We start from the raw sequence: 26,292 nt of genomic DNA on the forward strand, positions 1-26,292 counted from the left end.
ACCCACATGTGGCGACAACACGCCACGATAGGAGAATAGCATTGTCTTCTGTCTGGAATAGTCTTTTCAATCTGATTACACTATTCGTATTCTCGAACAATTACGGCTCTTGAAAATGGACCAGCTCACGGCCATGCGCGCCTTTCTCCGGGTCGTCGAAACCGGAAATTTCACCCGCGCTTCCGCTTCGCTGAATATGCCCAAGGCGACATTGACCAATCTCATCCAGGGATTGGAGGCGCACCTGCGCACAAAACTTCTGAACCGCACCACCCGCCGGGTGCTGGTAACGCCCGATGGCGCGCTCTATTACGAACGCGCTGCCCGCCTTTTGACCGACCTCGACGAACTCGACGGCAGTCTTTCGAGCGCCCAGACCTTGCCGAAGGGACGGCTCAGGGTGGAGATGGCAAGCGCGATTGCCAACCTGATCGTGATCCCCGCGCTACCGGAGTTTCACAAGCGTTATCCCGACATCCAGATAGACCTCGGGGTCTCGGACAGGACGGTGGACTACGTGGCCGAGAATGTCGATTGCGCCATTCGCGTCGGTGCGCTCACCGACCAGTCCCTGATCGCGCGCCGCATCACCGAGATGAGCTTCGTCGCCTGCGCAGCGCCCGATTACCTCTCGCGCCACGCGATCCCGCAGCATCCGTCGGATCTCTCGAAGAACTGCTACGTCGTCGGCTACTTCCGGCCGCAGACCGGGCAGCAGTTGCCGTTCTACTTCAAGCGCGGCAACGAGGAGATCGAGGTAAACGGCCGCTATGCCGTGGCGGCGAATGAAGCCACCACCTATCTCGCGGCGGCGCGAGCCGGCCTCGGCGTCATTCAGGCGCCGCGTTTCATGGTGCGCGAGGACCTCGAGACCGGCGCCATGCGGCCGGTGCTGGAGGATTGGGAAGTCGAGCCCATGCCGATCTATCTCGTCTATCCGCCGAACCGGCACCTGAGCAGCCGGCTGCGCGTCTTTGCCGACTGGGTGGTCAAGATTGTCGCCCAGTCGCAGCTCGACGCTGCCTGACCGTCACGCGCGCTGGCTCGGTGCCATGCATGATCCACGTTGCGCTGAGCGTCCGGGCGGAGTGCCGGGACCGCTCGCTCCCCGGTCCTCGGAATAACAAAAAAAGGCGCCGCGATCGGATCGCAGCGCCTTGTTGATTGGCTTTTGGGTTGCCGTCGCCGGGCTCAGCCCTGGCGGTTCTTGGCGTTGCCCTTCGGCTTGGTTTTGGGCTTGAAGCCGCCGTCCTTGCCAGCGTCCGTCTTGCCCTTCTTCTTGTTGCCCCAGGGCTTTTCGGCGCCCTTCGCCGGCGGCCTGTCCTCGGTATGGGCGGGCCCATCGCTATAGGCGGCCTTCTTTTCGAACTTGCGCTTCGGCTTGAAGTCGCCGCGGTCGTCATTGCGAGCGGCGTCGTCGGAATAGGGGCGCTTCTTGGCAAAGCCCGGCTTATCCTTGGAGAAGTTCGGCTTGTCCCTCGAGAAACTCGGTTTTTCCTGGCGCTGCTGCGACAGATCCGGCGCACCGGCGAGCGGCTTCACGCGGATGCCCTTCTCCAGCATCTTGTCTTTGCCGATCGCCGACAGGAAGCGTTCGGCGCCTTCGGCGGTCATCTCGACGAAGGTCTCTTCCTGCTGCATGCGGATCGCGCCGATGTCGCGCTTGGTCAGCTTGCCGTGACGGCAGAGCATCGGGATAAGCCAACGCGGCTCCGCACTCTGCTTGCGGCCGACGGACAGCGAGAACCAGCTGCCGTCGCTGAAGTCGGCGCGCTCGGCGCCGAAGTCCTCGCGCGGTGCACGATCATCGCGCGGTGCGCGTTCGTCGCGGCGCGGCTTGGCGCCGACAGCGACTTCGATCAGGTCTTCCGGAGCGGACCGTCCGGAACGGAACTGGCGTACGAAGGCGGCGGCCATCTGCTCGGCACCGTGGCGCTCGATAAGTGCTGCCACGATCGCCTGTTCGTCCTCGCGGATCGGCTCGGCAAAGCTCGTATCGGCAAGCAGGCGCTCGTCGTCACGTTGGCTGACCTCGTCGGCCGACGGCGGGCGTGCCCAGGTCGCGGTAATCCGGCCGCCGTCGAGCAGGCGCTCAGCCTTGCGGCGCTGGTTGACCGGCACGATAAGGGCGCTGACGCCCTTCTGACCGGCGCGTCCGGTGCGGCCGCTGCGGTGAAGCAGCGTCTCGGAGTTGGTTGGCAGATCGGCGTGAATGACCAGTTCCAGGCCCGGTAGGTCGATGCCGCGGGCGGCAACGTCGGTCGCAATGCAGACGCGGGCGCGGCCGTCGCGCATGGCCTGAAGGGCGTGGGTGCGTTCGTTCTGGCTGAGCTCGCCCGAAAGCGCCACCACCGAGAAGCCGCGGTTATTGAAGCGGGCGGTCAGATGGTTGACCGCGGCGCGGGTCGAGCAGAACACGATGGCGTTGCGCGCTTCGTAAAAGCGCAGCACGTTGATGATCGCGTTTTCGCGATCGTTCGGCGCAACGGTGAGCGCGCGGTATTCGATGTCGACATGCTGCTTCTGTTCGGAAGCGGTGCTGATGCGTACGGCGTCGCGCTGGTAGTTCTTGGCAAGCGTTGCGATCGACTTCGGCACGGTCGCCGAGAACATCAGGGTGCGGCGATCGTCCGGGGACTCTTCGAGAATGAATTCGAGGTCTTCGCGGAAGCCGAGGTCGAGCATTTCGTCGGCTTCGTCGAGAACGATGGCGCGCAGCGAAGAAATGTCGAGCGAGTTGCGGCGAATGTGGTCGCAAAGGCGACCGGGCGTGCCGACGACGATGTGGGCGCCGCGTTCCAGCGTGCGCTTCTCGGTGCGCATGTCCATGCCGCCGACACACGAGGCGATCGTCGCGCCGGTCTCACCGTAGAGCCACTCAAGCTCGCGCTTGACCTGAAGCGCCAGTTCGCGCGTCGGTGCGATGGCGAGCGCCAGGGGGGCACCGGCAGGCCCGAAGCGGCGTTCGTCGCCAAGCAGCGTCGGCGCCAGCGCCAGGCCGAAGGCGACCGTCTTGCCGGAACCGGTCTGCGCCGAAACCAGGGCGTCGCGCCCGGCGAGTTCCGGATCGCGCATCGCCTGTTGAACCGGCGTCAATTCGTTGTAACCGCGTTTTGCCAACGCCTCGGCGATCGCAGGCGCGATCCCTTCGAATTCAGTCATATCTTGTCTTTCGGATATCGGTCGTAGAGCCCAGGACGAATGGATCGTCTCGGCGCCAATTGCCGCGGCCAACACGTCGCGGGCCTGTCATGGCGCGCTACATACGCGCTCACGCGGTTCTTGTACAGGGGCGAAGGGTTCAAGGGCCGGGTTCGTCGCTGCGCGCGCCGAACTCGTTGGGCCCCTGATCGCCCGGCCAGAGGCAAAGGGCGATGAAGACGACCGGGCTCAAGACCGGGATAAACAGAGTGAGGGAAAGCAGGCCGGGATAGCCGATATCGTGCAGGCGCTTGATCGCCAGCATGGCGATGGAGGGCAGCGAGACGAGGCTCGAGACGACGAATGCCAGCGTCCAGAGCGCCAGCACCGTCTCATTGCCCTCGTTGGCAACCATCCGGGCGACCATGAAACCGCCGATCAGGAACCAGAACAGCCAGGAGAGAAAGAAGGGCAGGCGGCCGATGCGACCGGAGGGGCTGAAGAACAGCCAGGTCATGCTCGGCTGCGGCCCCTCCGGTGTCATCGCGATCAGTCCCGAAGCAGTTCGTTGATGCCGGTCTTCGAGCGGGTCTTTTCGTCGACGCGCTTGACGATGACGGCGCAATAGAGGTTCGGCGCCGGCTGGCCGTTGCCCATGGTCGAGCCCGAGGGCATCGAACCTGCGACGACGACCGAGTAGGGCGGCACTTCGCCATAGGTCACTTCGCCGGTGGCGCGGTCGACGATCTTGGTCGACTTGCCGATGAAGACGCCCATGCCGAGGACCGAGCCTTCGCGCACGATGCAGCCTTCGACGACTTCCGAGCGGGCGCCGATGAAGCAGTTGTCTTCAATGATCGTCGGGCCGGCCTGCATCGGCTCCAGCACGCCGCCGATGCCGACGCCGCCCGAAAGGTGCACGTTCTTGCCGATCTGGGCGCAGGAGCCGACCGTTGCCCAGGTATCGACCATCGTGCCTTCGCCGACATAGGCGCCGAGATTGACGAAGGAGGGCATCAGGATGGCGTTGGGGGCGATGTAGGCCGAACGGCGCACGACGCAGTTCGGAACGGCGCGGAAGCCGGCCTTCTCGAACTCGTTGACGCTCCAGCCGTCGAACTTCGAGGGCACCTTGTCCCACCAGACCGACTGGCCCGGGCCACCCTTGACGATTTCCATCGGGTTGAGGCGGAAGGAGAGCAGTACGGCCTTCTTCAGCCACTGATTGACCGTCCAGTTACCGTCTTCGCCGCGCTGTGCGACGCGGACCTTGCCGCTGTCGAGCAGGTTCAGCGCCGTCTCGACGGCATCGCGCACCGCGCCGCGCGTTCCGGTGTTGACGGAGTCGCGGTCTTCAAAGGCGGCTTCGATCGTCTGCGACAGGGAGGCGAGGTCGTGGTTCGTCATCGGAATTCCTTAAAGTTCGGCGGTTATCCTGCGAAAGCTCTACTGCATAAATCCGAAAATCGGAATCGATTTAAGGACAAAATTATGCAGCAGATCTAGCTGCTGCAGCGACCTTGACACGTCCTGAGCGGCGGTGGCTGCACGACGTGATCCTGAAAAGTTGAAGGGCTTTTCAGGTCCCTGGAGTGGCCGGGGCTTGGCAAACTGAGGCGAACACGGCACTACAGCGCCGCGTACCCGTTCGGGATACGCAAAGGCCGCCGCAGCGCGCTGATGCGCTTGCGACCTTCATGACCGAGGATTGAGGATAGGACGCGTCTGGACGAGATGCCGATTGTCCGGAACGCGACGGGAAAGACGAGAATATGGCACGCATGAAGAAGCGCGCTCTGCGCCGCAAAGATGGGGTCTGGGATCCGCTGGCCGACAGCTCGCAGAGCCGGCAACGCGCACAGACCGTTCCGGTCACGCCGCAATCGGCTTCGCCTTCCTATCGCCTCGCCTATATCGACGACGATTTTCTCTGCCGCGAGGAACTGCGCCCGATCCGGCTGCAGCTCGAACTCCTGAAGACCGAAATGATGCTGGAAGAGCGCGGCATCAACTCCACCGTCGTCATGTTCGGCGGCGCTCGCATTCCTGAGCCCGGCGGCGACGCCTGGGCGGCGAAGAACGAGACGCAGCGCAAGAACCTCGAAGCCGCCTCGGTCTATTACGAGGAAGCACGCAAGTTCGCGCGGCTCTGCTCCGAGCATTCGGCCAAGCTGCACTACAAGGAATATGTCGTCGTCACCGGCGGTGGGCCGGGCGTGATGGAAGCCGGCAATCGCGGCGCCGATGATGTCGGCGCGCCGTCGATCGGCCTCAACATCGTGCTGCCGCACGAGCAGGCGCCCAATCGCTACGTGACGCCCGAACTGTCGTTCAACTTCCACTATTTCGCCATCCGCAAGATGCACTTCCTGTTGCGCGCCAAGGCCGTCACCGTTTTCCCGGGCGGCTTCGGTACGCTGGACGAGCTCTTCGAGACGATGACGCTGATGCAGACCGGGCGTCTTGCGCTGGTTCCGCTCATTCTCTTCGGGGAAAAATTCTGGCGCTCGATCGTCAATTTCGAGGCGCTTGCCGAATTCGGCACGATCGCGCCGAACGACGTCGATCTGGTCCAGTTCGTCGAAACGGCCGATGAAGCCTGGGATATCATTTCCCGCTTCTATGAAACGGTCGACCCGAAGTCCGTTCCGATGGCAAACGGCCGCCGCTGATCGCAGCGGTCCAAAAAAAGCGCATAGCCCCTCGCTGGGGGAGCAAGGGGCTATGGGCTAGGCAGGAGCCTTTCCACCGGGCGGTGGGGAGAGAGAAGAGCTCCCGTCAGATCTTTTTGGTGAAGTCGGCCGCGTCTATGACGCCGTCGCCATTCTTGTCGCGCCGCTTGAACATGGCTTCCGCGGCGCTTGAAACTTCGCTGGCGCTCAAGGAACCGTTGCCGTCGGCATCGACACGCTTGAAGGCCTTCGGGCGCAGCCCAGGCAGCATGGCCGGGCGGGCTTCCCTCAGCTTGGCAAGGGCGGTCTCGCGCTCCGTGCCGGTCTTGGCCTTGGCTTCCTTCCAGGTCTTGCGCGCCTCACGGAAGGCCTCGCGCTTGACCTTCATTTCTTCGGCGCTGATCTGCCCGTCGCCATTGGTATCGAAGGTTTTGAAGTTGTCGGAGATCCGCGCCTGGAACTCGGTGAGCGAAACCTTCTGGTCCTTGTTGGTGTCGAGGCGCTCTATCATGCGCTGGCCGCGCTGCTCGGGCGTCATCTTTTCGCGGGCAGCAAAGGAGGGGGAGGCCATTCCGGTGACGGCGACGGAGAGTGCAGCCACGCCGAGGATCAGGGTCTTGTTCGGCATCATGCGTCCTTTCGATCGGTTGTTTCTGATCGCAAGGATAGACGCGGGTGCAGCCGACGCCAGTTAAACTTTGGTAATTTAAGTCATTGGCCGAAAAGGGGTTTTTCGGCGGCAGAATTGTGTCGCAGCGGGCGGGACGCCGTCTTTGCGGCGTCCGCCAGCGCCACTCTAGAGATCTGTGAGGAGGCTCCGCAGGAAGCCGGTGAGGTCTTCCGTCACGTAGTCGATCTGCTCGTCGGTGTCGTTCGACTTTTCCCACGATTCCGCAAAGGTGTATTCGAGGTTCTGCGGCACCAGCAGCACCGTCTTCATGCCCAGCGCCTTCGGCACGAGGAGATTGCGCGGCAGGTCCTCGAACATCACGGCATTGCGGGTATCGACCCGGTGCAGGCTCATGAACTTGTCATAGGTCTCGCCCGCGGGCTTCGGCACGAAGTCGGCGGCGACGATATCGAAGATGTCGTCGAAATGGTCGAGGATCCCGAGCGCCCGGGCCGTCATCTGCGCATGGGCAACGCTGCCATTGGTGAAGATGAACTTGCGGCCGGGAAGCGACTTGATCGCTTCGCCGAGCGCCGGGTCGGCCGGAACGATCGAATAGTCGATCGCATGGGCCTGCTCGAGGAACTCGTTCGGGTCGATGCCGTGATGGACCATCAGGCCTTTGAGCGTCGTGCCATGGTCGCGGTAATAGTCCTTCTGCAGCTTCTTGGCGTCGGCCGGATCGAGCGACAAAAGCTTCGCCACATAGGCCGTCATGTTGCGGTCGATCTGCGCAAACAGGTTGACGTGGTGGGGATAGAGCGTGTTGTCGAGGTCGAAGACCCAGTCGGTGACATGGGCGAACTCGGAGCGGGTCGGCAGGCGGGCGAGCTTTTTCATGACCGCCTTATGACACGACCGACCGTGGCGGCAAACGGGAAAATGGCGATGCGGGGCCGGGCGTAATGCTGTCGCATAGATTAGCGCTTTGAATTGGCGGTTGTGCGTGGCATCTTCCGGCTCGCGCGGTTTTTGGCTCGGGGATGCGGATGCCAATGTCGAACGAAGTATTCTATCTGCTCTTTCTGTTCGGATTTTACACGTTCACCGTCGTTACCTATTTCGCGCTTGGCTATGGCATCACATGGCTCAACGAGCGCAATCCCGAGCGAAAGATCCAGAAGGGACGCGGTTCCGACAAGCGCCGCAGCGCCGAGATCCGCCAGAGCCTCAAATCGATGTTCAGCGCCTGCCTGCCGCTGACGATCGGACTCTACGCCCAGCAGAAGGGCTGGGCGCCGGCGCCCTGGACGCTTACCTGGTGGAACGCCCTGCCGCTCTTCGTGCTCAGCATGATCCTCTACGATGCCTGGTTCTATTTCATGCACCGGCTGCTGCACACCAAGTGGCTCTATCCGCTGCATGCCCTGCATCATAAAAGCGTGGCGCCGACGATCTGGAGCACCTATTCCGAGGACGTCTTCGACAACTTCCTGCTTCAGAGCTTTTCGGCCGTCGTCGTTTTCGTCGTGCCGTTTCCGCCGCTGGTGCTCATCGCCCATCGGCTGTTCGAACATTTCAACGGCATGATCGGCCATTGCGGCTTCGAGTATTTTGCCGCCTCCACCGCGCGCTACCCGTCTCCGCTGCTGTGCACGACGTTTCATGATCAGCACCATTCGGGCTTCAGATACAATTACGCCAACTATTTCTCCTTCTGGGACCGTGTGCTCGGAACGCTCGCGCCGAACTACGATCAGCGGGTAAAGACCTTCGAGGACGAGGCGCCCCGGATCACGATCAGCGAGGGCACGGAGCTCGCAGAGGCGCGGGAAAGGGCGGACTAGCAACCGGTCCGTTAGGTGGTCCTTGGCAACGAGCCGGCCTGCATGCTAGCTCGAAACGATGGAAACCTGGGTCCTCATCACCATCGCCGCGGCCTTCCTTCAGAACGTCCGCTCCGCAATGCAGAAACACTTGAAAGGCGTCATGGGCACGACGGGCGCGACCTTCGTGCGCTTCGGCTTCGGCCTGCCGTTCGCCTTCCTCTATCTCGTTGTGCTCTGGCAGGTGGTGGGCCGTCCGCTTCCGGTGCCGAACGGCACTTTTTTCCTCTGGGCAGTGATCGGGGGGCTGGCGCAGATCGCCGCAACCTTCCTGCTCGTCCATCTCTTCTCCTTCCGCAACTTCGCCGTCGGCACCGCCTATTCGCGCACGGAACCGGCGCAGGCAGCGCTTTTCGGCCTGATTTTCCTCGGCGAAAAGGCGAGCGAGGGCACGCTGGTGGCAATCGCCATCTCGGTCGTCGGCGTGATGCTGATTTCGGTGGCGCGCACGACCCTGAGTGCGCGCACGCTGGTGACCTCGGTATTCTCGCGCACGGCCGGCATCGGCTTGCTGTCCGGCACCTTCTTCGGCCTTTCGGCCGTCGCCTACCGTTCGGCGTCGCTGGCTCTGGCGCCGAGCCTGCCAGCACCCGACTACATGATGCAGGCAAGCTTCACGCTCGGCTTCGTCATCCTCTTGCAGACCGTGGTCATGCTGATCTGGATCGTGCTGCGCGAACGCGACGAGCTGCCGCGCATCGCGGCTGCCTGGAAGCCGGCCTTTGTCGTCGGTTTCGTCGGCGCGTCTGCCTCCTTCGGCTGGTTCATGGCGATGACCCTGCAGCAGGCGGCCGTCGTCAAGGTCGTCGCCCAGGTGGAAATGCTCTTCACCTTCGCCTCGTCCTTTTTCATCTTCCGCGAATGGATCAACAGACTGGAGCTATTGGGTTGCCTGCTGATCGTGCTCGGTGTCGTCATGCTGGTGCTGATCTGAAAAATAGACGCCCGAAAACCGGCGTCTCCCGAGCCGTGGTCATGCTAGAACCGCGGCATGTTGTTCGATCTTCCCTCCGATGAAACGCTCTACGACGCCTTGATGGCTCGCAGCAGCGAATACGAAGGTTCGGCCTTCGTCTGCGTCAAGACAACAGGCGTCTTCTGCCGCCTGTCCTGCCCGGCCCGCAAGCCGAAGCGGGAAAACACGATCTTCGTCGGCTCGATCGGCACCTGCCTGGAGACGGGTTTCCGTCCCTGCCAGCGCTGCCGGCCGCTTGCCACGTTCGGCGCCAAGGATCCGCTCGTCCAGGAGCTTCTGCAGGCGCTGGAAGCAGCACCGGAGCGCCGTTGGAGCGAGGACGACATCGTGCGCCGCGGGCTTGATCCCTCGACCGTCCGGCGTGCCTTCAAGCGCGCGCTCGGCATCACCTTCCTCGATCTCGCGCGCCATCGTCGCCTTGGGCTCGCCGCCCGCCAGCTCGCCGACGGTGGTCGGGTGATCGACGCCCAGCTCGAGGCCGGCTACGAGTCGCCGAGCGGGTTTCGCGCAGCCTTCCAGCGCCTGCTCGGCGATGCGCCGGCGGCAGCCCAGGGGAGGGTGCTGCTCTCGTCCGACTGGATCGAAACGCCGATCGGGCCGATGGTCGCGGTTGCCGATGCGACGCACCTCCATTTGCTGGAGTTCCACGAACGCAAGGCGCTGCCGACGGAGCTGGAGGCGTTGAAGCGCGCGACGCGCTCGGCGATCGTCCCCGGCCGGACGGCGCCGATCGATCAGATCGAAGGCGAGTTGAAGAGCTATTTCGCCGGCGAGGCGGGCGGATTTCAAACTCCGCTTGCGCCCGGGGGAACGCCCTTCGAGCGCAACGTCTGGGCGAAGCTCGTGAAGATTCCCGCCGGCGGGACACGTTCCTATGGTGACATTGCCCGCGAGGTCGCTACGATCCAGTCCGCACGTGCGGTCGCCAAGGCCAACGGTTCCAACCGGATCGCCATCGTCATTCCGTGCCACCGTTGCATCGGCGCGGATGGTTCATTGACCGGTTACGGTGGCGGGCTCTGGCGGAAACAGTGGCTGCTTCGGCACGAGGCGAAAATGAAACCAGTCAGCCTGTTGGTGGAGGAAACACAATGAACCAGAAGGAAAAGGCGCTCGCCTTCGCCGCCCTGCATAAGAAGGGTGACCCGGTAGTGCTCTACAACATCTGGGACGCCGGCAGCGCCAAGGCCGTGGCAGAGGCCGGTGCCAAGGCGCTTGCGACCGGAAGCTGGTCGGTGGCGGCCGCCCACGGCTTCGGGGACGGCGAGAAGGTGCCTCTGGCCTGGCTTGCCGATATCGCACGCCTGATCGTGGCGAGCACCGACCTGCCCGTCAGCATCGATTTCGAAGGCGCCTACTCCGACGACGCGGCGACCGGTGCCGCCAATGTCTCGCGCATCCTCGACGTCGGCGCCATCGGCATCAACTTCGAGGACCAGATCGTCGGCAAGGGCGGCGTGCACCCGGTCGAAAAGCAGGCGGAGCGCATCCGCGCCATCCGCGAGATGGCTGACCGGCGCGGCATCCCCCTGTTCATCAATGCCCGCACCGATCTCTTCCTGCAGGAGGGTGACGAGAGCCGGCATGCCGGCCTCGTCGACGAGGCGATCGCCCGCGGCAAGGCCTATGCCGAAGCGGGCGCCAGCGGCTTCTTCGTACCGTGGCTGGTGGACGAGGCGCTGATCGCCAAGGTCTGCGCCGCCTCGATCCTGCCCGTCAACATCATGATGCGCCCGGCCGCACCCGACCTGAAGACGCTCGCCCGCGCCGGCGTGTCACGCGTCAGCTACGGCCCGGGCCCATACCGCGTGATGATGGAAGAATTGAAAGCCGCGGCGACCGAGGTTTACAACGGCTGATCGGATTTCGCCCGCTAAAACGAAAAGCGGGAGAGGGCCGAGGCCTTCTCCCGCTTTCTTGTTGGTTGCGAACGAGTTCAGTCCGATCAGGGCACGATCAGCGTGCCGGCGCCGCGCTCGGTGAAGATTTCGAGCAGCACCGAATGGGCCGTCTTGCCGTTGAGGATGACGACGCCCTGAACGCCCGCCTTGATTGCGTCGATGCAGGTCTCGACCTTCGGGATCATCCCGCCGGAAATCGTGCCGTCGGCGATCAGCGCGCGGGCCTGGGATACTGAGAGTTCCTTGATCAGGTTGCCCTGCTTGTCGAGCACGCCGGGAACGTCCGTCAGGAACAGCAGGCGCGTGGCGTTCAGCGCACCGGCGATGGCGCCGGCGAAGGTGTCGGCGTTGATGTTGTAGGTGTGGCCGTCACGGCCGGGCGCGACCGGCGCGATGACCGGGATCATTTCCGAGCGGGCGAGCAGGTCGATCAGCGTGCGGTCGACTTCGACCACTTCGCCGACGAAACCGAGATCGAGCACGCGCTCGATATTGCTATCCGGATCCTTGACGGTCTTGCGTGCCTTTTCGGCGAAGACCATGTTGCCGTCCTTGCCGCAAAGGCCGATCGCCCATTCACCCGTCTGGTTGATGAGCGCGACGATCTCCTTGTTGATCGAGCCGGCGAGCACCATCTCGACGATCTCGACCGTCTTTTCGTCGGTGACGCGCAGGCCGCCTTCGAACTTCGATTCGATGCCCATCTTCGTCAGCATGGCGCCGATCTGCGGGCCGCCGCCATGCACGACGATCGGGTTGACGCCCGACTGCTTCAAAAGCGCGATGTCGCTTGCAAAAGCGCGACCGAGCTCGCTGTTACCCATGGCGTGGCCGCCATATTTGACGACGATCGTCTTGTTCTCGTAGCGCTGCATGTAGGGCAGGGCCTGGGTGAGCAGGCGTGCCTGGATTTCACTTTCATTGGCGGACATGGCGGACCCTCGAAAAATACCGGCTGCTGTTTAGCGCAAGTTCCGGATCGATGGAATGATCGGAGAGCAACATAAAGGCCGAATGACGATACGGCTGGTTCAAAGTGAACTGCGCCCTATCTCTGGAGAGATGAGGCTTCGGGGCGGGTTCTATGATCGATGAGGATATAGCCGGCCTGCTTGGCCGCGTTTCGCTCGGCGATCGCGACGCCTTCGCCGAACTGTATCGGCAGACCAGTCCGAAACTCTTCGGCATCTGCCTGCGTATTCTTGGCAATCGGGGCGAGGCGGAAGAAGCGCTGCAGGAAATCTACGTCAAGATTTGGCAGCGGGCCGGCCGGTTTTCGCAAGGACAGGCGGCTGCGGGTTCCTGGCTGGCGGCAATAGCGCGTAATCAGGCCATCGACTTCATCCGGGCGCGCAAACCGGCTGCCAATGTGATTGACGAAGCCTACGATTTGGCTGATCCTGCTGCCGATCCGGAAAAGTTGGCAGTCGTGAGAGCAGAAGGCAGGCGGATCGACGCGTGCATGGAGGAGCTTGAAGAAGACCGCGCGGAAGCGGTACGGCGCGCCTACGTCGAGGGCCTGAGCTACCAGGAACTGGCTGACGTCTTCGCGGTGCCGCTGAACACTATGCGGACTTGGTTGAGGCGCAGTCTCCTGAAGTTGCGAGAGTGTATGGAGCGATGACGACACCAACCCCAGAGGGCCGGGACTTTCGCCGCGACGAGGTGATCGCGGGCGAGTATGTGCTCGGCGTGTTGTCTGCCGACGATCGCCGCAAGGTCGAGGCCCGGCTTGCTTCCGATCGCAACTTTGCCGCCATGGTCGACCGCTGGCAGAGCAACCTTTCCTCCTTCGACGACGCCTATGATCCGGTGGTGCCCCCACCCAGGACGTTCTCCGCGATCGAACGGCAGCTTTTCGATACGTTGCGGTCGGAACCTGTACGGTCCCGCGGGCTCTGGCACTCGCTGGCGCTCTGGCGAGGACTGGCGCTTGCCTCGTTCGCCGCGCTGCTGGTGATGGGCGCCTCCATGGCCGGCCTGTTCGAGACGCGGTCGACCGGTGCCTCGCTTGTTGCCGAACTCTCGGGGAAAGGCAGCGCCATCGATCTCGTCGCCCGCTTCGACCGGGCATCGGGCCGCTTGCAGGTAACGCCGGTGGCCGCCAGCCAGGCGGAACAGAAATCCCTCGAACTTTGGCTGATCAACGGCAGCAATCCGGCAATCTCGCTCGGTGTCCTGCCGCAGACCGGGGAGGGCGAAATCGCCGTGCCGTCGACCTTCCGCTCGCGGATCTCCGCCGGCTCGGTTCTTGCCGTCAGCGTCGAGCCGCTCGGCGGTTCGCCGACCGGCGTGGCCACCGGACCGATCATCGCGCTCGGCAAGGCGCGAAACCTCTGAGCGCGTAATCTCGATAAATACCCTTATTTATCAATCGACAACTTTCCTGAAAATTCCTGAAACTCTTTCTCTCGTCCTTCCGTTGCTTGTCTTGTTCCCCCGCAGGGAACGGCAGCTTCGGCGGGCGGCCCATGCGCCGCCTCCCTCAACAGGAAGGAAGAGAAGATGTTCACGTCTGCCATCCGCTTGGTCGCAGCAGCGTCCGTCCTCGCAGCAAGTGCCTTCGTCGCCCATGCCGAAAATCCGATGGTCGGCGGCGCGCCGATGTATGCGGAGAAAAACATCGTCGAGAACGCCGTTAATTCCAAGGATCACACCACGCTGGTCGCGGACGTAAAGGCGGCCGGGCTGGTGAAGACGCTGGAGGGCAAGGGGCCGTTCACGGTGTTTGCGCCGACGAATGCCGCCTTTGACACACTGCCGGCCGGTACCGTCGACACGCTTCTGAAGCCGGAGAACAAGGACAAGCTCGCCAAGGTCCTGACCTGCCATGTCGTTGCCGCCGACGCGATGTCGGCGGCGATTGCCGAGATGATCAAGAAGGACGGCGGCGAGCATGACGTCAAAACGGTCGGCGGCTGTGTGCTGAAAGCCAGGGAAGACGGCGGCAAGCTGATGCTGACCGATGAAACCGGCGGTACGGCGACGGTAACGATCGCCGACGTCAAGCAGTCGAACGGCGTCATCCATGTGATCGACAAGGTGCTCCTGCCGAAAGGCTGAGTTCGGCGGCGCCGGGTCGCTGCCGGCGGCCTGGCGCTTGCCATCGGTCGTATGACCGATGGCCTTTCACCGCGTCACGATGCTTTGAACGGCATTGTTTTGCAGCGGGTGTGTCCGGGCGGTATCGTCTATCGCGACATCCGACAAATCGACAACTTACAGCGCACCGCGCGAATGATCGTGACGCGCTTTAGGCCAAGTGGGAGGTTAGCATGATCAGCCGGCGCGTCTTCCTGATGGCAGGCACGGCATTGGCCGCAGCATTCGCGTTGCGCGGGCTCACGCCGCTTGCATGGGCAGCGGGAATGGAGCCCTTCGAGGTCGTCAAATCTGATGCCGAATGGCGGGCAGCCCTCACCGACGACCAGTACCGGATCCTTCGGCACGAGGACACGGAGCGTCCCTTTACAAGCGCGCTTAACCACGAGAAGCGCAAGGGCACCTTCCAATGCGCCGGTTGTGCATTGCCGCTCTATTCGTCCGAGGCGAAGTATGACAGTGGCACGGGCTGGCCGAGCTTCTGGCAATCGCTCCCCAATGCCGTGGCGACACGGGAAGACAATTCGCTGCTCATGACCCGTACGGAATGCCATTGCCGCCGTTGCGGCGGCCATCTCGGTCACATCTTCGACGATGGCCCGCCACCGACCGGCAAGCGCCATTGCATCAATGGCCTGGCGCTCGCCTTCGTGCTGTCTCGATAAGCCAGCCGGACGATTAGGCGCCGGCGGGCGGTGCAGCCGGTGTTGTGCCGGAGAGCGCTGCCTGCAGCTTCTGCTCCTGTTCGGGCGAAAGCGACGTTTTCAGCACGCGGCCGCGCAGGTCGGGGAATTCGGCGAGAACCTTTTCCGGCTGAACCTTGCGCACCAGGATGAACAGAGCGGAGGAATTGTTCGGGATGGTGTTGCCGAGCGACTTGATGAATTCGTCGTCGATACCGTAGTCGCTGAGCGAGCCCGAGAGGGCGCCGGCACCCGCGCCGAGCGCACCGCCGATTGCAAAGCCTGCCAGCGGATTGAGGAACAGGAGGCCGACCAGGCCGCCCCAGAGCGAGCCGGAGAGCAGGCCCGAGGTGGCGCCGACGGCGGTCAGGTTGAGGCTCTGCTTGAGGTGGACCTTGCCTTCGGTGTCGCGCACGACGACCACCGCATCCTCGAGGTCGATCAGATATTCCTTCTTCAGCCCGGCGAGCCGGACCAGAACCCTGTCAGCCTCCTCGGGGGAATCGAACCCGACAACGATCAAATCGGACATGTCTCACTCCTATCTCTGGCCGCGCCACCGTTCTGGACGCAACGCAGAGATAGAGCGGATTGCATGTCGGGGTAGTGACAGAGATCAAAGACATCGATTTCGCATGGGCGGGTGCTTGCAGCGCGATGCCGGACGCCCTGAAGCCCCCTTTAGCGCGCGATCGCGATGCCGATTGCCGCCCGCAGCTCGTCGAGCCCTTCGCCCTTCTCCGAGGAGGTCGCAAGGACTTCCGGGAAGGCGGCGGGATGCTTCTTGATCTTTTCGAGCGTCTCGGCGATCAGCCGCGGCACGCCGGCGGCCTTGATCTTGTCGGTCTTGGTCAGCACGAGCTGATAGGAGACGGCTGCCTTGTCGAGCAGGTCGAGCACCTCGTCGTCGTTCTTCTTGATGCCGTGGCGGCTGTCGATCAGCACATAGACGCGCTTCAGCGTCGAGCGGCCGCGCAGGTAGTCGAAGACCAGTTTTGTCCAGGCATCGACCTGTTCCTTCGGCGCCTGGGCATAGCCGTAGCCGGGCATGTCGACGAGCGCCATCGGCGGCAGGTCGTCGGCCTCGCCGGAAAATCCATCCGGTACGAAGTAGTTGAGTTCCTGCGTGCGGCCCGGGGTGTTGGAGGTTCTTGCCAGACCCTTGTGGCCGACCAGGGCGTTGATCAACGACGACTTGCCGACGTTCGAGCGACCGGCAAAGGCAATCTCGGCCGGTCCTTCCGGCGGCAGGAATTTCATGGCGGGGACGCCGCGAATGAAAATCCACGGCCGGCCGAACAACGGCTTGTCGTCTTTGGGTCTGGTATCGGCCATCGGCGGTCGGTCCTTCATCGAGAAAGTCCTTGGCTTCAAGGTTTTGGCCGTGGATGTCAAGGCGTCGGCGTGCGGACCGGCCGTGTGGGGATGGTTTGCGTCCGCCGGAATTCGTTGAGCAGGTAGGCCAGCAGCGCCAGGAGAATGAAGGTGCCGCCGACGATCGTCCGGCTGCTCGGCACCTCGCCATGGATGATCGCGACCCAGAGCGGCCCCAGCACCGTTTCCGCCGTCCCGAGCAGCGCGGCCAGCGCCGAGGGCACCAGCCGGGCACCGGTCACGAAGAGCGCCATGCCAAGCCCGAGGTTGAAGGCGCCGAAGACGAAGAGCAGCGCGAGCTCGCCTCCAGTCACCGCCAGGCCCGAGGACTGACTGGCGGCAATGCCGCTTGCGGCAAAGCAGCCGAAGCAGGTCGCCGGCGTCATGCGCACATGCGGGTATCGGCGGGTAATGACGGTTGCCAGCGCGAAGACGACGGGGATCAGCAGCGCCAGCGCATCGCCGACCGGTGACATTGTTCCCGTCAGGCTTTCCGAGACCATGATCCCGACGCCGAAGATGACGGCGGTGATCGCGCCCCAGGTGAAGCGCGAGACCCGCTCGCGAAACAGCACCCAGCTCATCAGCGCCGCAAACAGCGGCACCCCGGCGCCGAGCAGAACGACATTGGCGATCGTCGTGTAGGAGATCGCAATGATGAAGGAGGTCGAGGCGATGGTGAAACAGAGCCCGACGGCGATGCCCGGCCAGCCCATGCCCTTGAACAGCGCCACCGTGCCGCGCGGTCCGTCACGCACCAGCATGAAGGCGAGCAGGAACAGGCCGGCAAACAGGCAGCGCCAGAAGACGATCGTCCAGCTGTCGGAAATGTGCAGGAACCGCGCAATCGCGCCGCCAAAGCTCCAGAAGAAGGCCGAGCCGAAGACGAGCAGGGCGCCAAGCTTCTCGCTGGCGGCGAACGGGGCGGAGGTGGCCGACGGATCGGTCATGACAAATTGTCCTGGAGCAGGGGCGCGCTGATTTCAATAACGCCAGATGCCCGGACCGCACGTCCGCGTCAACGCCATCCGCGTGTCGCGCCGCGGCGTGGAAACAAAAAAAGCCCCGGACCGAAGTCCGGGGCTCTGCGATTGTGCTACCGGCTGGCGTCATTCCGCCGGTTTGGGCTTCTTCGAGAACAGGCCCTTGAGATTGTCGAAGAGCTCGATCTTCACGCCCTGGCGCTTCATGATGATCGACTGCTGCAGCACCGAAAGCGTGTTGTTCCAGGCCCAGTAGATCACGAGACCGGCCGGGAAGGAGGCCAGCATGAAGGTGAAGACCACGGGCATCCAGGTGAACAGCATCGCCTGGGTCGGATCCGGCGGCGTCGGGTTCATGCGCATCTGCACGAACATGGTAACGCCCATGATCAGCGGCCAGACGCCGAGGTGCAGGAAGGCCGGACCGTCGAACGGCAAGAGGCCGAAGAGGTTGACGATCGTCGTCGGATCGGGCGCCGAAAGGTCGTGGATCCAACCGAAGAACGGCGCGTGGCGCATCTCGATGGTGATGTAGATCACCTTGTAGAGCGCGAAGAACACCGGGATCTGGATGAGGATCGGCCAGCAGCCGGCGAGCGGGTTGATCTTCTCTTCCTTGTAGAGCTGCATCATCGCCTGCTGCAGCCCCATGCGGTCGTCGCCGAACTTCTTCTTCAGTTCCTCCATCTTCGGCTGAACCTTCTTCATGTTCGCCATCGATGCGTACTGCTTGTTGGCAAGCGGGAAGAACAGACCCTTGACGACGATCGTGGTGATCAGGATCGCGATGCCGAAGTTGCCGAACAGACGGAAGAAGAAATCCATCATTTTGAACATCGGCTTGGTGATGAAGTAGAACCAGCCCCAGTCGATCAGCTTGTCGAAGTTGGGGATCGAGTAGGCCACTTCATAGTTGTCGACGACAGGAACTTCCTTGGCGCCGGCAAAGACGAGGTTCTTGATTTCCGAGGACTGACCGGGCGCGACCGTGATCGCGTCGCTCATGTAGTCGCTCTGGTAGCGCGCGCGACCGTCGGTGAAGTGCGTGAAGCGCGTGTCGTAGGGGGTTGCCTGCGGCGGAACGATCGCTGCTGCCCAGTACTTGTCAGTAATGCCGAGCCAGCCGCCGGTTGCCTTGCCCGGCTCGACCGACTTTTCGTCCTCGATCTTGCCGTACTTCAGTTCCTGCAAGCCATGCTCGCCGAGCACGCCGATGAAGCCTTCATGAAGCACGTAGACGCTCGGCGTCGTCGGCTTGTTGAAGCGGGTCACGCGGCCGTAGGAGGAAAGGCTGAGCGGCTCGGCTGCACCGTTCTTGATGCTGTCGACCACCTGGAACATGTAATGTTCGTCAACCGAGATGGTGCGGTTGAAGGTGATGCCCTTCTCGTTGGTGAAGGTCAGCGTCACCGGGGTCGCCGCGGTCAGCTTGTCGCCGCCCGAAAGCGTCCAGACGGTCTGCGGGCCGGGCACGGTGCCGGTTGCGTCGCTGCCGACATAGCCGATTTCGGCAAAGTAGCCGTCGACCGTTTCGGCCGGGCTGAAGAGGGTGATGACCGGGCTCTTCGGATCGACCGTCTCGCGGTATTCCTTGAGCTTCAGGTCGTCGAAGCGGGCACCGGTCAGGTTGATGGAGCCGGAAAGCGCCGGCGTGTCGATCGCAACGCGGGCCGATTTGGCAATCGCCTGGTCGCGGTTTTCACCGGCGCCCGGGATCGCGCCGCCGCCCGGCAGAGCCTGGCCCGGCGTCGCTTGAGTCGGCGTTGCCGACTGCGATTGCGCCTGCTGGGCCTGCAGCGCTTCCGCAGCGATGCGTTCCTTTTCCATCTTCGGATTGACGTAAAGGAACTGCCAGGCAATGAGGATCAGCACGGACAGGCCAATCGCCACGAAATAGTTGCGGTTTTTTTCCATCATAGTTTCCTGGAACCGGCCGGCGGCCGCTTCTGTTTCGGCTTGTTTTCGATGCGCTCGTGAAGGCCCCGGGTCAAGGCGTCGAAGGGAGCATTCAGGAGTTCGCGTCGGGCGACAATCACATAGTCGTGTCCGGGTTTCATTGCAAACCCGGCGGAAAGCCGCACCGCCTCTTTCAGGCGTCGGCGCATCCGGTTTCGCTCGACGGCATTGCCGTGTTTCTTGGTGACGGTGAAGCCGACGCGGGCTTCGCCTTCCGGATCGTTGCGGTCGAGCACTTCGAGGAGAAACAACGGGCCTCTGCGGCCTTCTCCTGCCCGAACGGCCAAAAACTGCGGACGGCTTTTCAGCCGCCCGACAGTCGTTTTGTCTTTATCTGACGTCATGTGCCCGGACACTGGTTTCGGGCAACTTCGGCTTAAGCCGAAAGACGCTTGCGGCCACGGGCCCGGCGGGCCGAGAGGACCTTCTGGCCACCCTTGGTAGCCATGCGCGAACGGAAGCCGTGGCGACGCTTGCGGACAAGCTTGGACGGTTGGTAGGTACGCTTCATTTATTTAATACCGCGGTGTGCGGCCCTTCTTGGGTTTGCGTGTAGCAAGGAGCGTTTACGTTATCGGACATGGCTCCGCCATTTCGGGCAGGAGGGCTTGACCGGACGTGCGCGGCTTATAAGGGGAATTTTCCCGGAAAGTCAATTGCGGGCGGCGATTCAGTGGCGACAGCACCGCAAAAAGCGCCGGCGCACCCGCCAAAGGCGATCCGTCGGGCCGCGAAAAGGAAGGCCAACTAGCCGAGATTGGTAAATGGAGCCCTAACTGGATCTCCCCAGAATGCCGGTCGAGGGCGACGAGCTTTATTAACCACGCCTATTTTAGGGTCTCTCCGGTGCATATGGGGCGGCGGCATGTCCGATAATCGGAAGCTCTCGTCACTCCGTGGAGGTCGGGATGAAAATACGCGGTAAGATCAATCTAATCGTCGGCATCATGAGCGTGCTGGCGGTTGCGGTGACCGGCATGTCGCTGGTTGCTGTCAGTAAATACAACGAAAAGTTTCACCAGTACGAGAACGTGGCGAAGCGCGCCTTCTACGCGGAACGCCTCAATCGTCTGGTGACCGCGGTCGTCATGGAATCGCGTGGCATCTATGCCGCCCCGACCATCGAGAAGGCCAAGCCCTTTGCCGAGGGCATTCGCAAGAATCTCGACAAGATCGACACGCTGCTCGCCGATTGGCGCCCGCTGATCCCCGCCGACACCAAAGCGTCCTTCGACACGCTGGTCGCCCGTGCCGCGGAATTCAGGACCTTCCGCGTCGAGACGGCGCGGCTTGGCGAAGAAGTTTCACCGCAGGCTGGCAACGAGCAGGGCAATACCGACGCCAATCGCGCCAACCGCAAGGCGTTCCAGGAGCAGATCGACGGCGTCGTCGACATCAACCTGAAGACGCTTGAAGTCGTGACGGCTGACGTTGCCACCTTCGAGCGCAGCGTGATCATCACGATTCTTGCTATCGCCGGCCTTGGCCTCATCGCCGGCATTGGAGCGGCCTTCTACATCGCCACGAACCATTTGAGCCGTCCGATCCTCGAGTTGACCGGCAAGATGAAGCAACTGGCTGGCGGCGATCTCACCGCGGACGTGCCCTTCGTGGGCCGCAAGGACGAGATTGGCGAAATGGCAGAAGCCGTTCAGGTCTTCAAGCAGAACGGCCTGGCCGTACGCGACCTCAACGCGCAGGAAGCGGTACTGCGTGAAAAGAGCGCCGACCTGCAGTCGAGCATCGGCGTCGTTGTTGCGGCCGCTGCCGCCGGTGATTTCACCAAGCGCATCGGCAAGGACTACGAGAACGACGACCTCAACCGCTTTGCTGGCAGCGTCAACGAGCTGGTCGGCAGCGTCGATGCCGGCATCGCCGAAACCCGCCGGGTGATTGCGAGCCTTGCGGCCGGCGACCTGACCCAGAGCATGAACGGCCATTATCAGGGTGCCTTCGCCGAGCTGCAGAAGAACGTCAACGAAACCCTTTCCACGCTGCAAAAGACGCTGCGCGAGGTCCGTGTGACCACCGACTCGATCAACGGCAATTCGTCCGAGCTGCGTTCGGCCGCCGACGATCTGTCGAAGCGGACGGAGCAGCAGGCCGCAGCCCTTGAGGAAACGTCTGCAGCGCTCGACCAGATCACGGTTGCGGTCAAGAGCTCCACCGAGCGGGCGCAGGAAGCGACCGTCATGGTCAACGAAGCCAAGCACAGTGCCGCGCAGTCGGCGGCCGTCGTGCGCAACGCCGTCGACGCCATGGGCCGCATCGAGCAGGCCTCGAGCGAAATCGGTCAGATCACCAACGTGATCGACGAAATCGCCTTCCAGACCAACCTGCTGGCGCTGAACGCCGGCGTCGAGGCAGCCCGTGCCGGCGATGCGGGCAAGGGCTTCGCGGTCGTCGCGCAGGAAGTGCGTGAGCTCGCCCAGCGTGCCGCAAGTGCCGCCAAGGACATCAAGTCGCTGATCTCGAAGTCGGGCAGCGAAGTGGCAACCGGCGTCCGCCTGGTACAGGAGACCGGTTCGGCACTTGGCGAGATCGAGGAACGGGTCCTGAAAATCAACGACCACATCCACTCGATCGCGACGGCCGCGCGCGAACAGTCGACGGGCCTCAGCGAAGTCAGCACTGCCGTCAACCAGATGGACCAGGTGACCCAGCAGAACGCCGCCATGGTGGAAGAGGCGAATGCCGCAACCCACAAGCTCTCCGGCGAAGCCAACAATCTCGCGAGCCTGATCGCCTACTTCAAGGTCGACAATGTTGCCGCCCGGCCGATCGCCGTGGCTCGGGAGACGGCCCAGCCGGTCGCATCGCCCGCCCGGCGCATGATGGGCAACGTCGCCCGCGCGTTTGGCGGCGGCGGCTCCGCTGCGGCGGTTGCCAAGGACGATTGGGAAGAGTTCTGATCGGCGAATTGCCTCGCCAAGTGATTGGAGCCCGCGGTGCCATAAGGTGCCGCGGGCTTTCTGTTTCGTGAGCCTTCCAGGCTTGCCCTCGATCAGGCCGCACGGCTGTCCTTGTCGTCGGCAAGGACCGCCACTCGAACTGTTCCCTGGGTGACTTACACCGATGCCAATTCTGTGCAGGTAGGTCGAGCCGAGGCGGCGGCGCGCCGAAATTTGCTTCGGCGATGCAAGGGGAGAAAAATGGGCGGGACGCGATCCTTTGTCATGATCGACGGCACGAGACGAAGAGACAGCCGCGCCTATGCCGCACCCTCTAAGGTCCGTCTGCGATTGGAAAAACGGTGGCCATCTCCTATTATGCGCCCCAGGCGCGATGCCCCATGGCCCGGATGTTCATACGGGGTCCCAGGCGTTTTGGTTGACGGGCAGGAAAGTTTGTAAGGCATGGCGGAAGAAACACGTCCGGCGATGGCAGGCGAGGCATTGAGAACCAGTGCCGGGTTTTTCCGCGGCCTATCCGGCAAGCTGCTGCTCTTGACCATTGTCTTCGTCATGCTGGCGGAAGTGCTGATCTTCGCGCCGTCGGTTGCCACCATGCGCATTCGCTGGCTCGAGGATCGGCTGAATACGGCAGCCGCTGCTGCCGTCGTCGTCGATGGTCTGCAGAATGTCGAACTGCCGCGCAGCGTCCAGAAGGACACGCTGATGGCGACCGGCACGAAGGCGATCGTCATCCGGCGCAAAGACGCCTCGCGCATGATCGCGCTCACCGACATGCCGCTTGAGATCCAGGGCGAGTACGACGTCGCCAATTCCACAGCCGTCGCAGCCATCCGCGATGCTTTCGATACGCTGCTCTTCGGCGGCGACCGCGTGATCCGCGTCTATGGGCCGCTCGGCGAAAGCGATGCGACGATCGAGCTCCTGATGAAGGATGCGAGCCTGCGCAAGGCCATGCTCGTCTACTCGCGCAACGTCTTTGTCCTGTCGCTGATCATTTCGCTGATCACCGCGGCGCTGATCTTCCTGGCCATCAACCGCATGCTGATTGCGCCGATCCGGCGCATGACGGCCAACATGCAGGAGTTTTCCAACGATCCGGCCGATCCGGCCCGCGTGCTCGTGCCGCCGCAGGGGCACGACGAACTCGCCGTCGCCGGGCAGCATCTCGCCAGCATGCAGCGCGAGCTGCAAAAGACGCTGAAGCAGCAGAAGAGCCTGGCCGAACTCGGGCTCGCCGTGTCGAAGATCAACCACGACATGCGCAACATCCTGTCCTCGGCGCAGTTGATTTCCGACCGCCTGGCCGACGTGGACGACCCGGTGGTCAAGCGCTTCGCGCCGACCCTGCTGCGCACCATCGACCGCGCCGTCGGCTACACCCGCGAGGTCCTGTCCTACGGTCGCACGACCGAGGCCGAGCCGCATCGACGCTTCGTTGCGCTGAAACCGCTGGTCTCCGATGTCGCCGAATTGCTGGCGATCGATCCGCAATCCGGCATCGATTTCCAGATCCAGATGCAGGACGACCTCGAGGTCGACGCCGACAGCGAGCAGCTCTTCCGGGTGGTGCACAACATCTGCCGCAACGCCGTGCAGGCGCTGACCAATCACGAGCCGGAGGATGGCCGCCCACGCACCGTTGCCGTTTCCGCCATGCGCATCGGCAGCGTCGTCACCATTTCCGTGGATGATACCGGGCCCGGCATGCCGCCCAAGGCGCGGGAAAACCTGTTCGCCGCTTTCCGCGGCTCGGCGCGCTCCGGAGGCACGGGGCTTGGGCTGGCGATCGCGCGCGAACTGGTGTTGGCCCATGGCGGCACGATCGCGCTCGTCGAAAAGCCGACGCCGGGCACGCTGTTTCGCATCGAGCTGCCCGACCGGCCGGTGCCGCTCGACGCCTTCCGTTCGAAGTTCCGCCATTAGCGCCGCACATTCACCCTCTTGAGTGTCGAGCCGGAGCCGTTGGTGATTCCATATTTGGGCGGGGTCTGACCGACCACCGCGCGCGGCTCGTCTGGCGCATGGGCGGCGGAGGTGGCACCCTTCAATTATTTTTCGCAGCCAGGTCCTGCGGCGGCACCCCTTACTTTCCAGCGGGTTCAGCGCCGGCGCGGTTGCCTCGGTCCACAGCAAAGCGGGCGTGCCGTCGTAAAAATGAAATTTTTTACAGAACGGCGCTTGCAATCCCCGAAAGGACCCTTTAGAGAACCGCTCACGCAAGCGGTTCGACCGCTTCAGGCAAAAGCACCCGTAGCTCAGCTGGATAGAGCACCAGACTACGAATCTGGGGGTCAGGAGTTCGAATCTCTTCGGGTGCGCCATTCTTTTCAAAGACATAGATGATGTCTAGATCCGGTTCTTCCGGATCGCCACTTGGGTCGCGCGTCGCGACCTTGCGTTTCGCGACGCGCCTCTCACATCCTTCAAGTGTCTTCGTTTGCAGCGTTCCGCGGGCCAGGCTTGCGGCTGGTAAATCGCGGTGCCGCTCCTTCACTGGATCCGAATCGAGCAGTCAGCGGCCCTGAGGGCTCGCGTTCCCTCAATCCGGTAGACCGATCAGGACTGGCCCAGGCTGTAGCCCTTCTCGACGAGCCAGGCATCGTGAAGCCACTTTTCCGTTCCGCGGCGTCCGGGAAAGCTGATCCAGTGAATGTCGCGCTCGAAGACCATGACCTTGCGGTCCGCGCCGACGATGACCCACATCCAGAGGCCGTCGGCCTGGTTGCGCATCTTGACCTTCATGCCCGTGAGGGTCAGGTCCTCGGTGCGTCCCTTGCGGGCAACCCGTAGCGGCTCGTCATGCGGGTCGATCCAGCTGATCCTCATTCCCGGCAGAAGGTCCGGCGCCGCTTTACGCAGGAAGTCCATGGCGATTGCCTGCGCTTCCTCGCGTGTCGGCAACGGGTGGCGGACTAGGTCCAGATCGATCCGGGCAAAACCCTTGAGGCGGCCGTCGTCGGCGATGACAGTGCTGAAGTGCTCGCCGCCGAGGGCGGCGTTGCGTCCGTCGGCGCGCTCGTAGCGGACGAGTTCCGCAGCTTCACCATCGACGACGGCGGTTCGGCGGCCCGCCTCGCGGTAACCGGCGGGCATGAAGGCGCCGATGGTGGCGGCTGTGGGGTGGGCGCTGCCGGTCGCGGCTGGCGTTGCCTTAGTCTCTGCCAGGGCCATGTTTGCGGTTGCCGTGACGGCGACAAGGCCGAGGGCGGCAAGGACCGCGAGAGGGCATCTATGCGGCATGTCCAGAGCTCCTTTTGTCTGGTTTGGGGGGGCGGAAGGTGGTCATGAGATCGAGCCCTGCGATCGCGGATCGCCAAGGAGAGCGCTCAAGAAGCTGACGCTGCCGACAACGGAAGCGGAGTCGGCGCGGGCCGAGCCAGTAGGGCAAGTGAACCTATTAGCGTAACCTGACGTCAAGTGTAGATTAAGCATATGCCAAATCCAATTGGTGCCGCGCTTACTTTTGCCGCGCCTCGGAGATCAGCCCGTGCATGCGGGCGATGTTGTTTTCGAGGTCCCGTTTGAATGCAGAGAGTTCGTCGAGTTGGGCGTTCGTCTTGTCGAGTTGGGCTTGCAGGATTTCCAGCACGCGCTCCTTGCCCCGGATGCCGCTTGCATCCTCGAAATAGAGGTCGATGACAGCGGCGATCTCGTCGAGGCTGAGACCGAGACGTTTCAGCGCCGCGATCTTCTCCAGTCGTTTCGCGGCGGTCTCGTCATAGTATCGGTAGCCGGCCCCTTCGCGCTCGGCCGGCTTCACCAGGCCCAGCCGCTCGTAGTAATGGATCGTGCGGTGGCTGACGCCGGCCCGTTCCGACAGTTCCCCAATTTGCATGAGCGACGACAATCCGGCACCTATCTAAAGCTGACGTTGGGTGTAGATTTAGAAGGCAATCTACCATTCGTCAATGGCTGTCGTGCCGCTTGTTTCGCGCGCGTCAGCGGGAGCTCCGGCAACGCTGACCCTCGAAAGGATTAGGAGACAATAATATATGTTAGTATATAATGATTTACACTGCTCGCGCGCGGTGTCGCGGCGGCAATGAGCCGGGCTGCAACGATCAAGAATCCGATCACGAAAGCGCGGGCGGGT

26 protein-coding genes and 1 tRNA gene are annotated in these 26,292 nt (G+C 63.0%); 13 read left to right on the top strand and 14 right to left on the bottom strand.

Annotation, left to right across the window (positions count from 1 at the left end; all coding sequences use genetic code 11):
• Positions 1 to 115: 115 nt before the first annotated feature.
• Positions 116 to 1,027 (top strand): LysR family transcriptional regulator, encoded by a 912-nt coding sequence (locus tag IB263_RS01900; RefSeq protein ID WP_034797362.1) that lies wholly within the window; start codon positions 116 to 118, stop codon positions 1,025 to 1,027.
• A 164-nt stretch (positions 1,028 to 1,191) separates the two neighbouring features.
• Here IB263_RS01900 and IB263_RS01905 read toward each other — a convergent pair whose 3' ends face one another.
• The 3 genes from IB263_RS01905 to dapD all read right to left on the bottom strand — a co-directional run bounded on the left by IB263_RS01905 (position 1,192) and on the right by dapD (position 4,548).
• Positions 1,192 to 3,162, bottom strand: coding sequence for a DEAD/DEAH box helicase (locus IB263_RS01905; RefSeq protein WP_060581816.1), 1,971 nt, complete (start codon positions 3,160 to 3,162; stop codon positions 1,192 to 1,194).
• A 139-nt stretch (positions 3,163 to 3,301) separates the two neighbouring features.
• Positions 3,302 to 3,685 (bottom strand): DUF805 domain-containing protein, encoded by a 384-nt coding sequence (locus IB263_RS01910; RefSeq protein ID WP_192437450.1) that lies wholly within the window; start codon positions 3,683 to 3,685, stop codon positions 3,302 to 3,304.
• A 5-nt stretch (positions 3,686 to 3,690) separates the two neighbouring features.
• Complete coding sequence (gene dapD / locus IB263_RS01915) at positions 3,691 to 4,548, bottom strand: 2,3,4,5-tetrahydropyridine-2,6-dicarboxylate N-succinyltransferase (RefSeq protein WP_034797345.1); 858 nt, start codon at positions 4,546 to 4,548, stop codon at positions 3,691 to 3,693.
• 365 nt (positions 4,549 to 4,913) lie between these two features.
• Here dapD and IB263_RS01920 point away from each other — a divergent pair, with 365 nt between their 5' ends.
• Entirely contained in the window at positions 4,914 to 5,813 is a 900-nt protein-coding gene (locus IB263_RS01920; RefSeq protein WP_034797342.1) for an LOG family protein, read from the top strand.
• A 106-nt stretch (positions 5,814 to 5,919) separates the two neighbouring features.
• Here IB263_RS01920 and IB263_RS01925 read toward each other — a convergent pair whose 3' ends face one another.
• Positions 5,920 to 6,444: an EF-hand domain-containing protein gene (locus IB263_RS01925; RefSeq protein WP_060519806.1), complete on the bottom strand. Its 525-nt coding sequence runs from the start codon at positions 6,442 to 6,444 to the stop codon at positions 5,920 to 5,922.
• A 165-nt stretch (positions 6,445 to 6,609) separates the two neighbouring features.
• Positions 6,610 to 7,323 carry a pyrimidine 5'-nucleotidase gene (locus IB263_RS01930; protein WP_060519808.1) on the bottom strand — a complete coding sequence of 238 codons (714 nt, stop codon included), beginning with the start codon at positions 7,321 to 7,323 and terminating at the stop codon, positions 6,610 to 6,612.
• A 155-nt stretch (positions 7,324 to 7,478) separates the two neighbouring features.
• Here IB263_RS01930 and IB263_RS01935 point away from each other — a divergent pair, with 155 nt between their 5' ends.
• The 4 genes from IB263_RS01935 to IB263_RS01950 are packed head-to-tail and all read left to right on the top strand — an operon-like array spanning position 7,479 to position 11,144.
• Entirely contained in the window at positions 7,479 to 8,270 is a 792-nt protein-coding gene (locus tag IB263_RS01935) for a sterol desaturase family protein (protein ID WP_060581818.1), read from the top strand.
• Positions 8,271 to 8,328: 58 nt separating this feature from the next.
• Positions 8,329 to 9,243, top strand: coding sequence for a DMT family transporter (locus tag IB263_RS01940; protein WP_034797329.1), 915 nt, complete (start codon positions 8,329 to 8,331; stop codon positions 9,241 to 9,243).
• 57 nt (positions 9,244 to 9,300) lie between these two features.
• Positions 9,301 to 10,380, top strand: coding sequence for a bifunctional transcriptional activator/DNA repair enzyme AdaA (locus IB263_RS01945; RefSeq protein ID WP_192437452.1), 1,080 nt, complete (start codon positions 9,301 to 9,303; stop codon positions 10,378 to 10,380).
• Complete coding sequence (locus tag IB263_RS01950) at positions 10,377 to 11,144, top strand: isocitrate lyase/phosphoenolpyruvate mutase family protein (RefSeq protein ID WP_192437454.1); 768 nt, start codon at positions 10,377 to 10,379, stop codon at positions 11,142 to 11,144. The genes IB263_RS01945 and IB263_RS01950 overlap by 4 nt, the downstream gene beginning before the upstream one ends.
• An 86-nt stretch (positions 11,145 to 11,230) precedes the next feature.
• On the opposite strand, the gene argB is transcribed toward IB263_RS01950, so the two are convergent.
• Complete coding sequence (gene argB / locus IB263_RS01955; RefSeq protein WP_034797321.1) at positions 11,231 to 12,118, bottom strand: acetylglutamate kinase; 888 nt, start codon at positions 12,116 to 12,118, stop codon at positions 11,231 to 11,233.
• A gap of 152 nt (positions 12,119 to 12,270) precedes the next feature.
• Between argB and IB263_RS01960 the strand changes: the two genes are divergently transcribed.
• The 4 genes from IB263_RS01960 (at position 12,271) to msrB (ending at position 14,953) form a co-directional block, all read left to right on the top strand.
• Positions 12,271 to 12,810, top strand: coding sequence for a sigma-70 family RNA polymerase sigma factor (locus IB263_RS01960; protein WP_034797319.1), 540 nt, complete (start codon positions 12,271 to 12,273; stop codon positions 12,808 to 12,810).
• Positions 12,807 to 13,526 (top strand): anti-sigma factor domain-containing protein, encoded by a 720-nt coding sequence (locus IB263_RS01965; RefSeq protein WP_060607221.1) that lies wholly within the window; start codon positions 12,807 to 12,809, stop codon positions 13,524 to 13,526. The genes IB263_RS01960 and IB263_RS01965 overlap by 4 nt, the downstream gene beginning before the upstream one ends.
• A 165-nt stretch (positions 13,527 to 13,691) precedes the next feature.
• The gene (locus IB263_RS01970; protein ID WP_192437456.1) at positions 13,692 to 14,249 is read left to right on the top strand and encodes a fasciclin domain-containing protein; all 558 of its coding nucleotides are present in this window, start codon (positions 13,692 to 13,694) and stop codon (positions 14,247 to 14,249) included.
• A 212-nt stretch (positions 14,250 to 14,461) separates the two neighbouring features.
• Positions 14,462 to 14,953 (top strand): peptide-methionine (R)-S-oxide reductase MsrB, encoded by a 492-nt coding sequence (gene msrB, locus IB263_RS01975; RefSeq protein ID WP_192437458.1) that lies wholly within the window; start codon positions 14,462 to 14,464, stop codon positions 14,951 to 14,953.
• Between the two features lie 13 nt (positions 14,954 to 14,966).
• On the opposite strand, the gene IB263_RS01980 is transcribed toward msrB, so the two are convergent.
• The 6 genes from IB263_RS01980 to rpmH form a co-directional block, all read right to left on the bottom strand.
• Positions 14,967 to 15,503, bottom strand: coding sequence for a DUF1269 domain-containing protein (locus IB263_RS01980; RefSeq protein WP_060607212.1), 537 nt, complete (start codon positions 15,501 to 15,503; stop codon positions 14,967 to 14,969).
• Between the two features lie 149 nt (positions 15,504 to 15,652).
• Positions 15,653 to 16,306 (bottom strand): ribosome biogenesis GTP-binding protein YihA/YsxC, encoded by a 654-nt coding sequence (yihA, locus tag IB263_RS01985; protein WP_060607324.1) that lies wholly within the window; start codon positions 16,304 to 16,306, stop codon positions 15,653 to 15,655.
• 56 nt (positions 16,307 to 16,362) lie between these two features.
• Positions 16,363 to 17,295, bottom strand: coding sequence for a DMT family transporter (locus tag IB263_RS01990; protein WP_060519820.1), 933 nt, complete (start codon positions 17,293 to 17,295; stop codon positions 16,363 to 16,365).
• Positions 17,296 to 17,454: 159 nt separating this feature from the next.
• Positions 17,455 to 19,242 carry a membrane protein insertase YidC gene (gene yidC / locus IB263_RS01995; protein WP_192437460.1) on the bottom strand — a complete coding sequence of 596 codons (1,788 nt, stop codon included), beginning with the start codon at positions 19,240 to 19,242 and terminating at the stop codon, positions 17,455 to 17,457.
• On the bottom strand, positions 19,242 to 19,640 hold the full coding sequence (gene rnpA / locus IB263_RS02000; protein WP_034797300.1) for a ribonuclease P protein component: 399 nt from the start codon (positions 19,638 to 19,640) through the stop codon (positions 19,242 to 19,244). The genes yidC and rnpA overlap by 1 nt, the downstream gene beginning before the upstream one ends.
• A gap of 20 nt (positions 19,641 to 19,660) precedes the next feature.
• Positions 19,661 to 19,795 carry a 50S ribosomal protein L34 gene (rpmH, locus tag IB263_RS02005; RefSeq protein WP_060519824.1) on the bottom strand — a complete coding sequence of 45 codons (135 nt, stop codon included), beginning with the start codon at positions 19,793 to 19,795 and terminating at the stop codon, positions 19,661 to 19,663.
• 397 nt (positions 19,796 to 20,192) lie between these two features.
• Between rpmH and IB263_RS02010 the strand changes: the two genes are divergently transcribed.
• The 3 genes from IB263_RS02010 to IB263_RS02020 all read left to right on the top strand — a co-directional run bounded on the left by IB263_RS02010 (position 20,193) and on the right by IB263_RS02020 (position 24,520).
• Entirely contained in the window at positions 20,193 to 22,196 is a 2,004-nt protein-coding gene (locus IB263_RS02010; protein WP_034797297.1) for a methyl-accepting chemotaxis protein, read from the top strand.
• Between the two features lie 444 nt (positions 22,197 to 22,640).
• On the top strand, positions 22,641 to 24,122 hold the full coding sequence (locus IB263_RS02015; protein ID WP_034797295.1) for a HAMP domain-containing sensor histidine kinase: 1,482 nt from the start codon (positions 22,641 to 22,643) through the stop codon (positions 24,120 to 24,122).
• A gap of 321 nt (positions 24,123 to 24,443) precedes the next feature.
• Positions 24,444 to 24,520, top strand: a tRNA-Arg gene (locus IB263_RS02020).
• Positions 24,521 to 24,755: 235 nt separating this feature from the next.
• Here the strand turns inward: IB263_RS02020 and IB263_RS02025 are convergent.
• Complete coding sequence (locus IB263_RS02025; RefSeq protein WP_113135395.1) at positions 24,756 to 25,439, bottom strand: hypothetical protein; 684 nt, start codon at positions 25,437 to 25,439, stop codon at positions 24,756 to 24,758.
• Between the two features lie 217 nt (positions 25,440 to 25,656).
• The gene (locus tag IB263_RS02030) at positions 25,657 to 26,034 is read right to left on the bottom strand and encodes a MerR family transcriptional regulator (RefSeq protein WP_034797291.1); all 378 of its coding nucleotides are present in this window, start codon (positions 26,032 to 26,034) and stop codon (positions 25,657 to 25,659) included.
• Between the last annotated feature and the right edge of the window lie 258 nt (positions 26,035 to 26,292).

Origin of the sequence: Ensifer sp. ENS03, from assembly GCF_014852035.1 — a bacterium.
In the GTDB taxonomy this organism is placed as follows: Bacteria; Pseudomonadota; Alphaproteobacteria; order Rhizobiales; family Rhizobiaceae; genus Ensifer; species Ensifer adhaerens.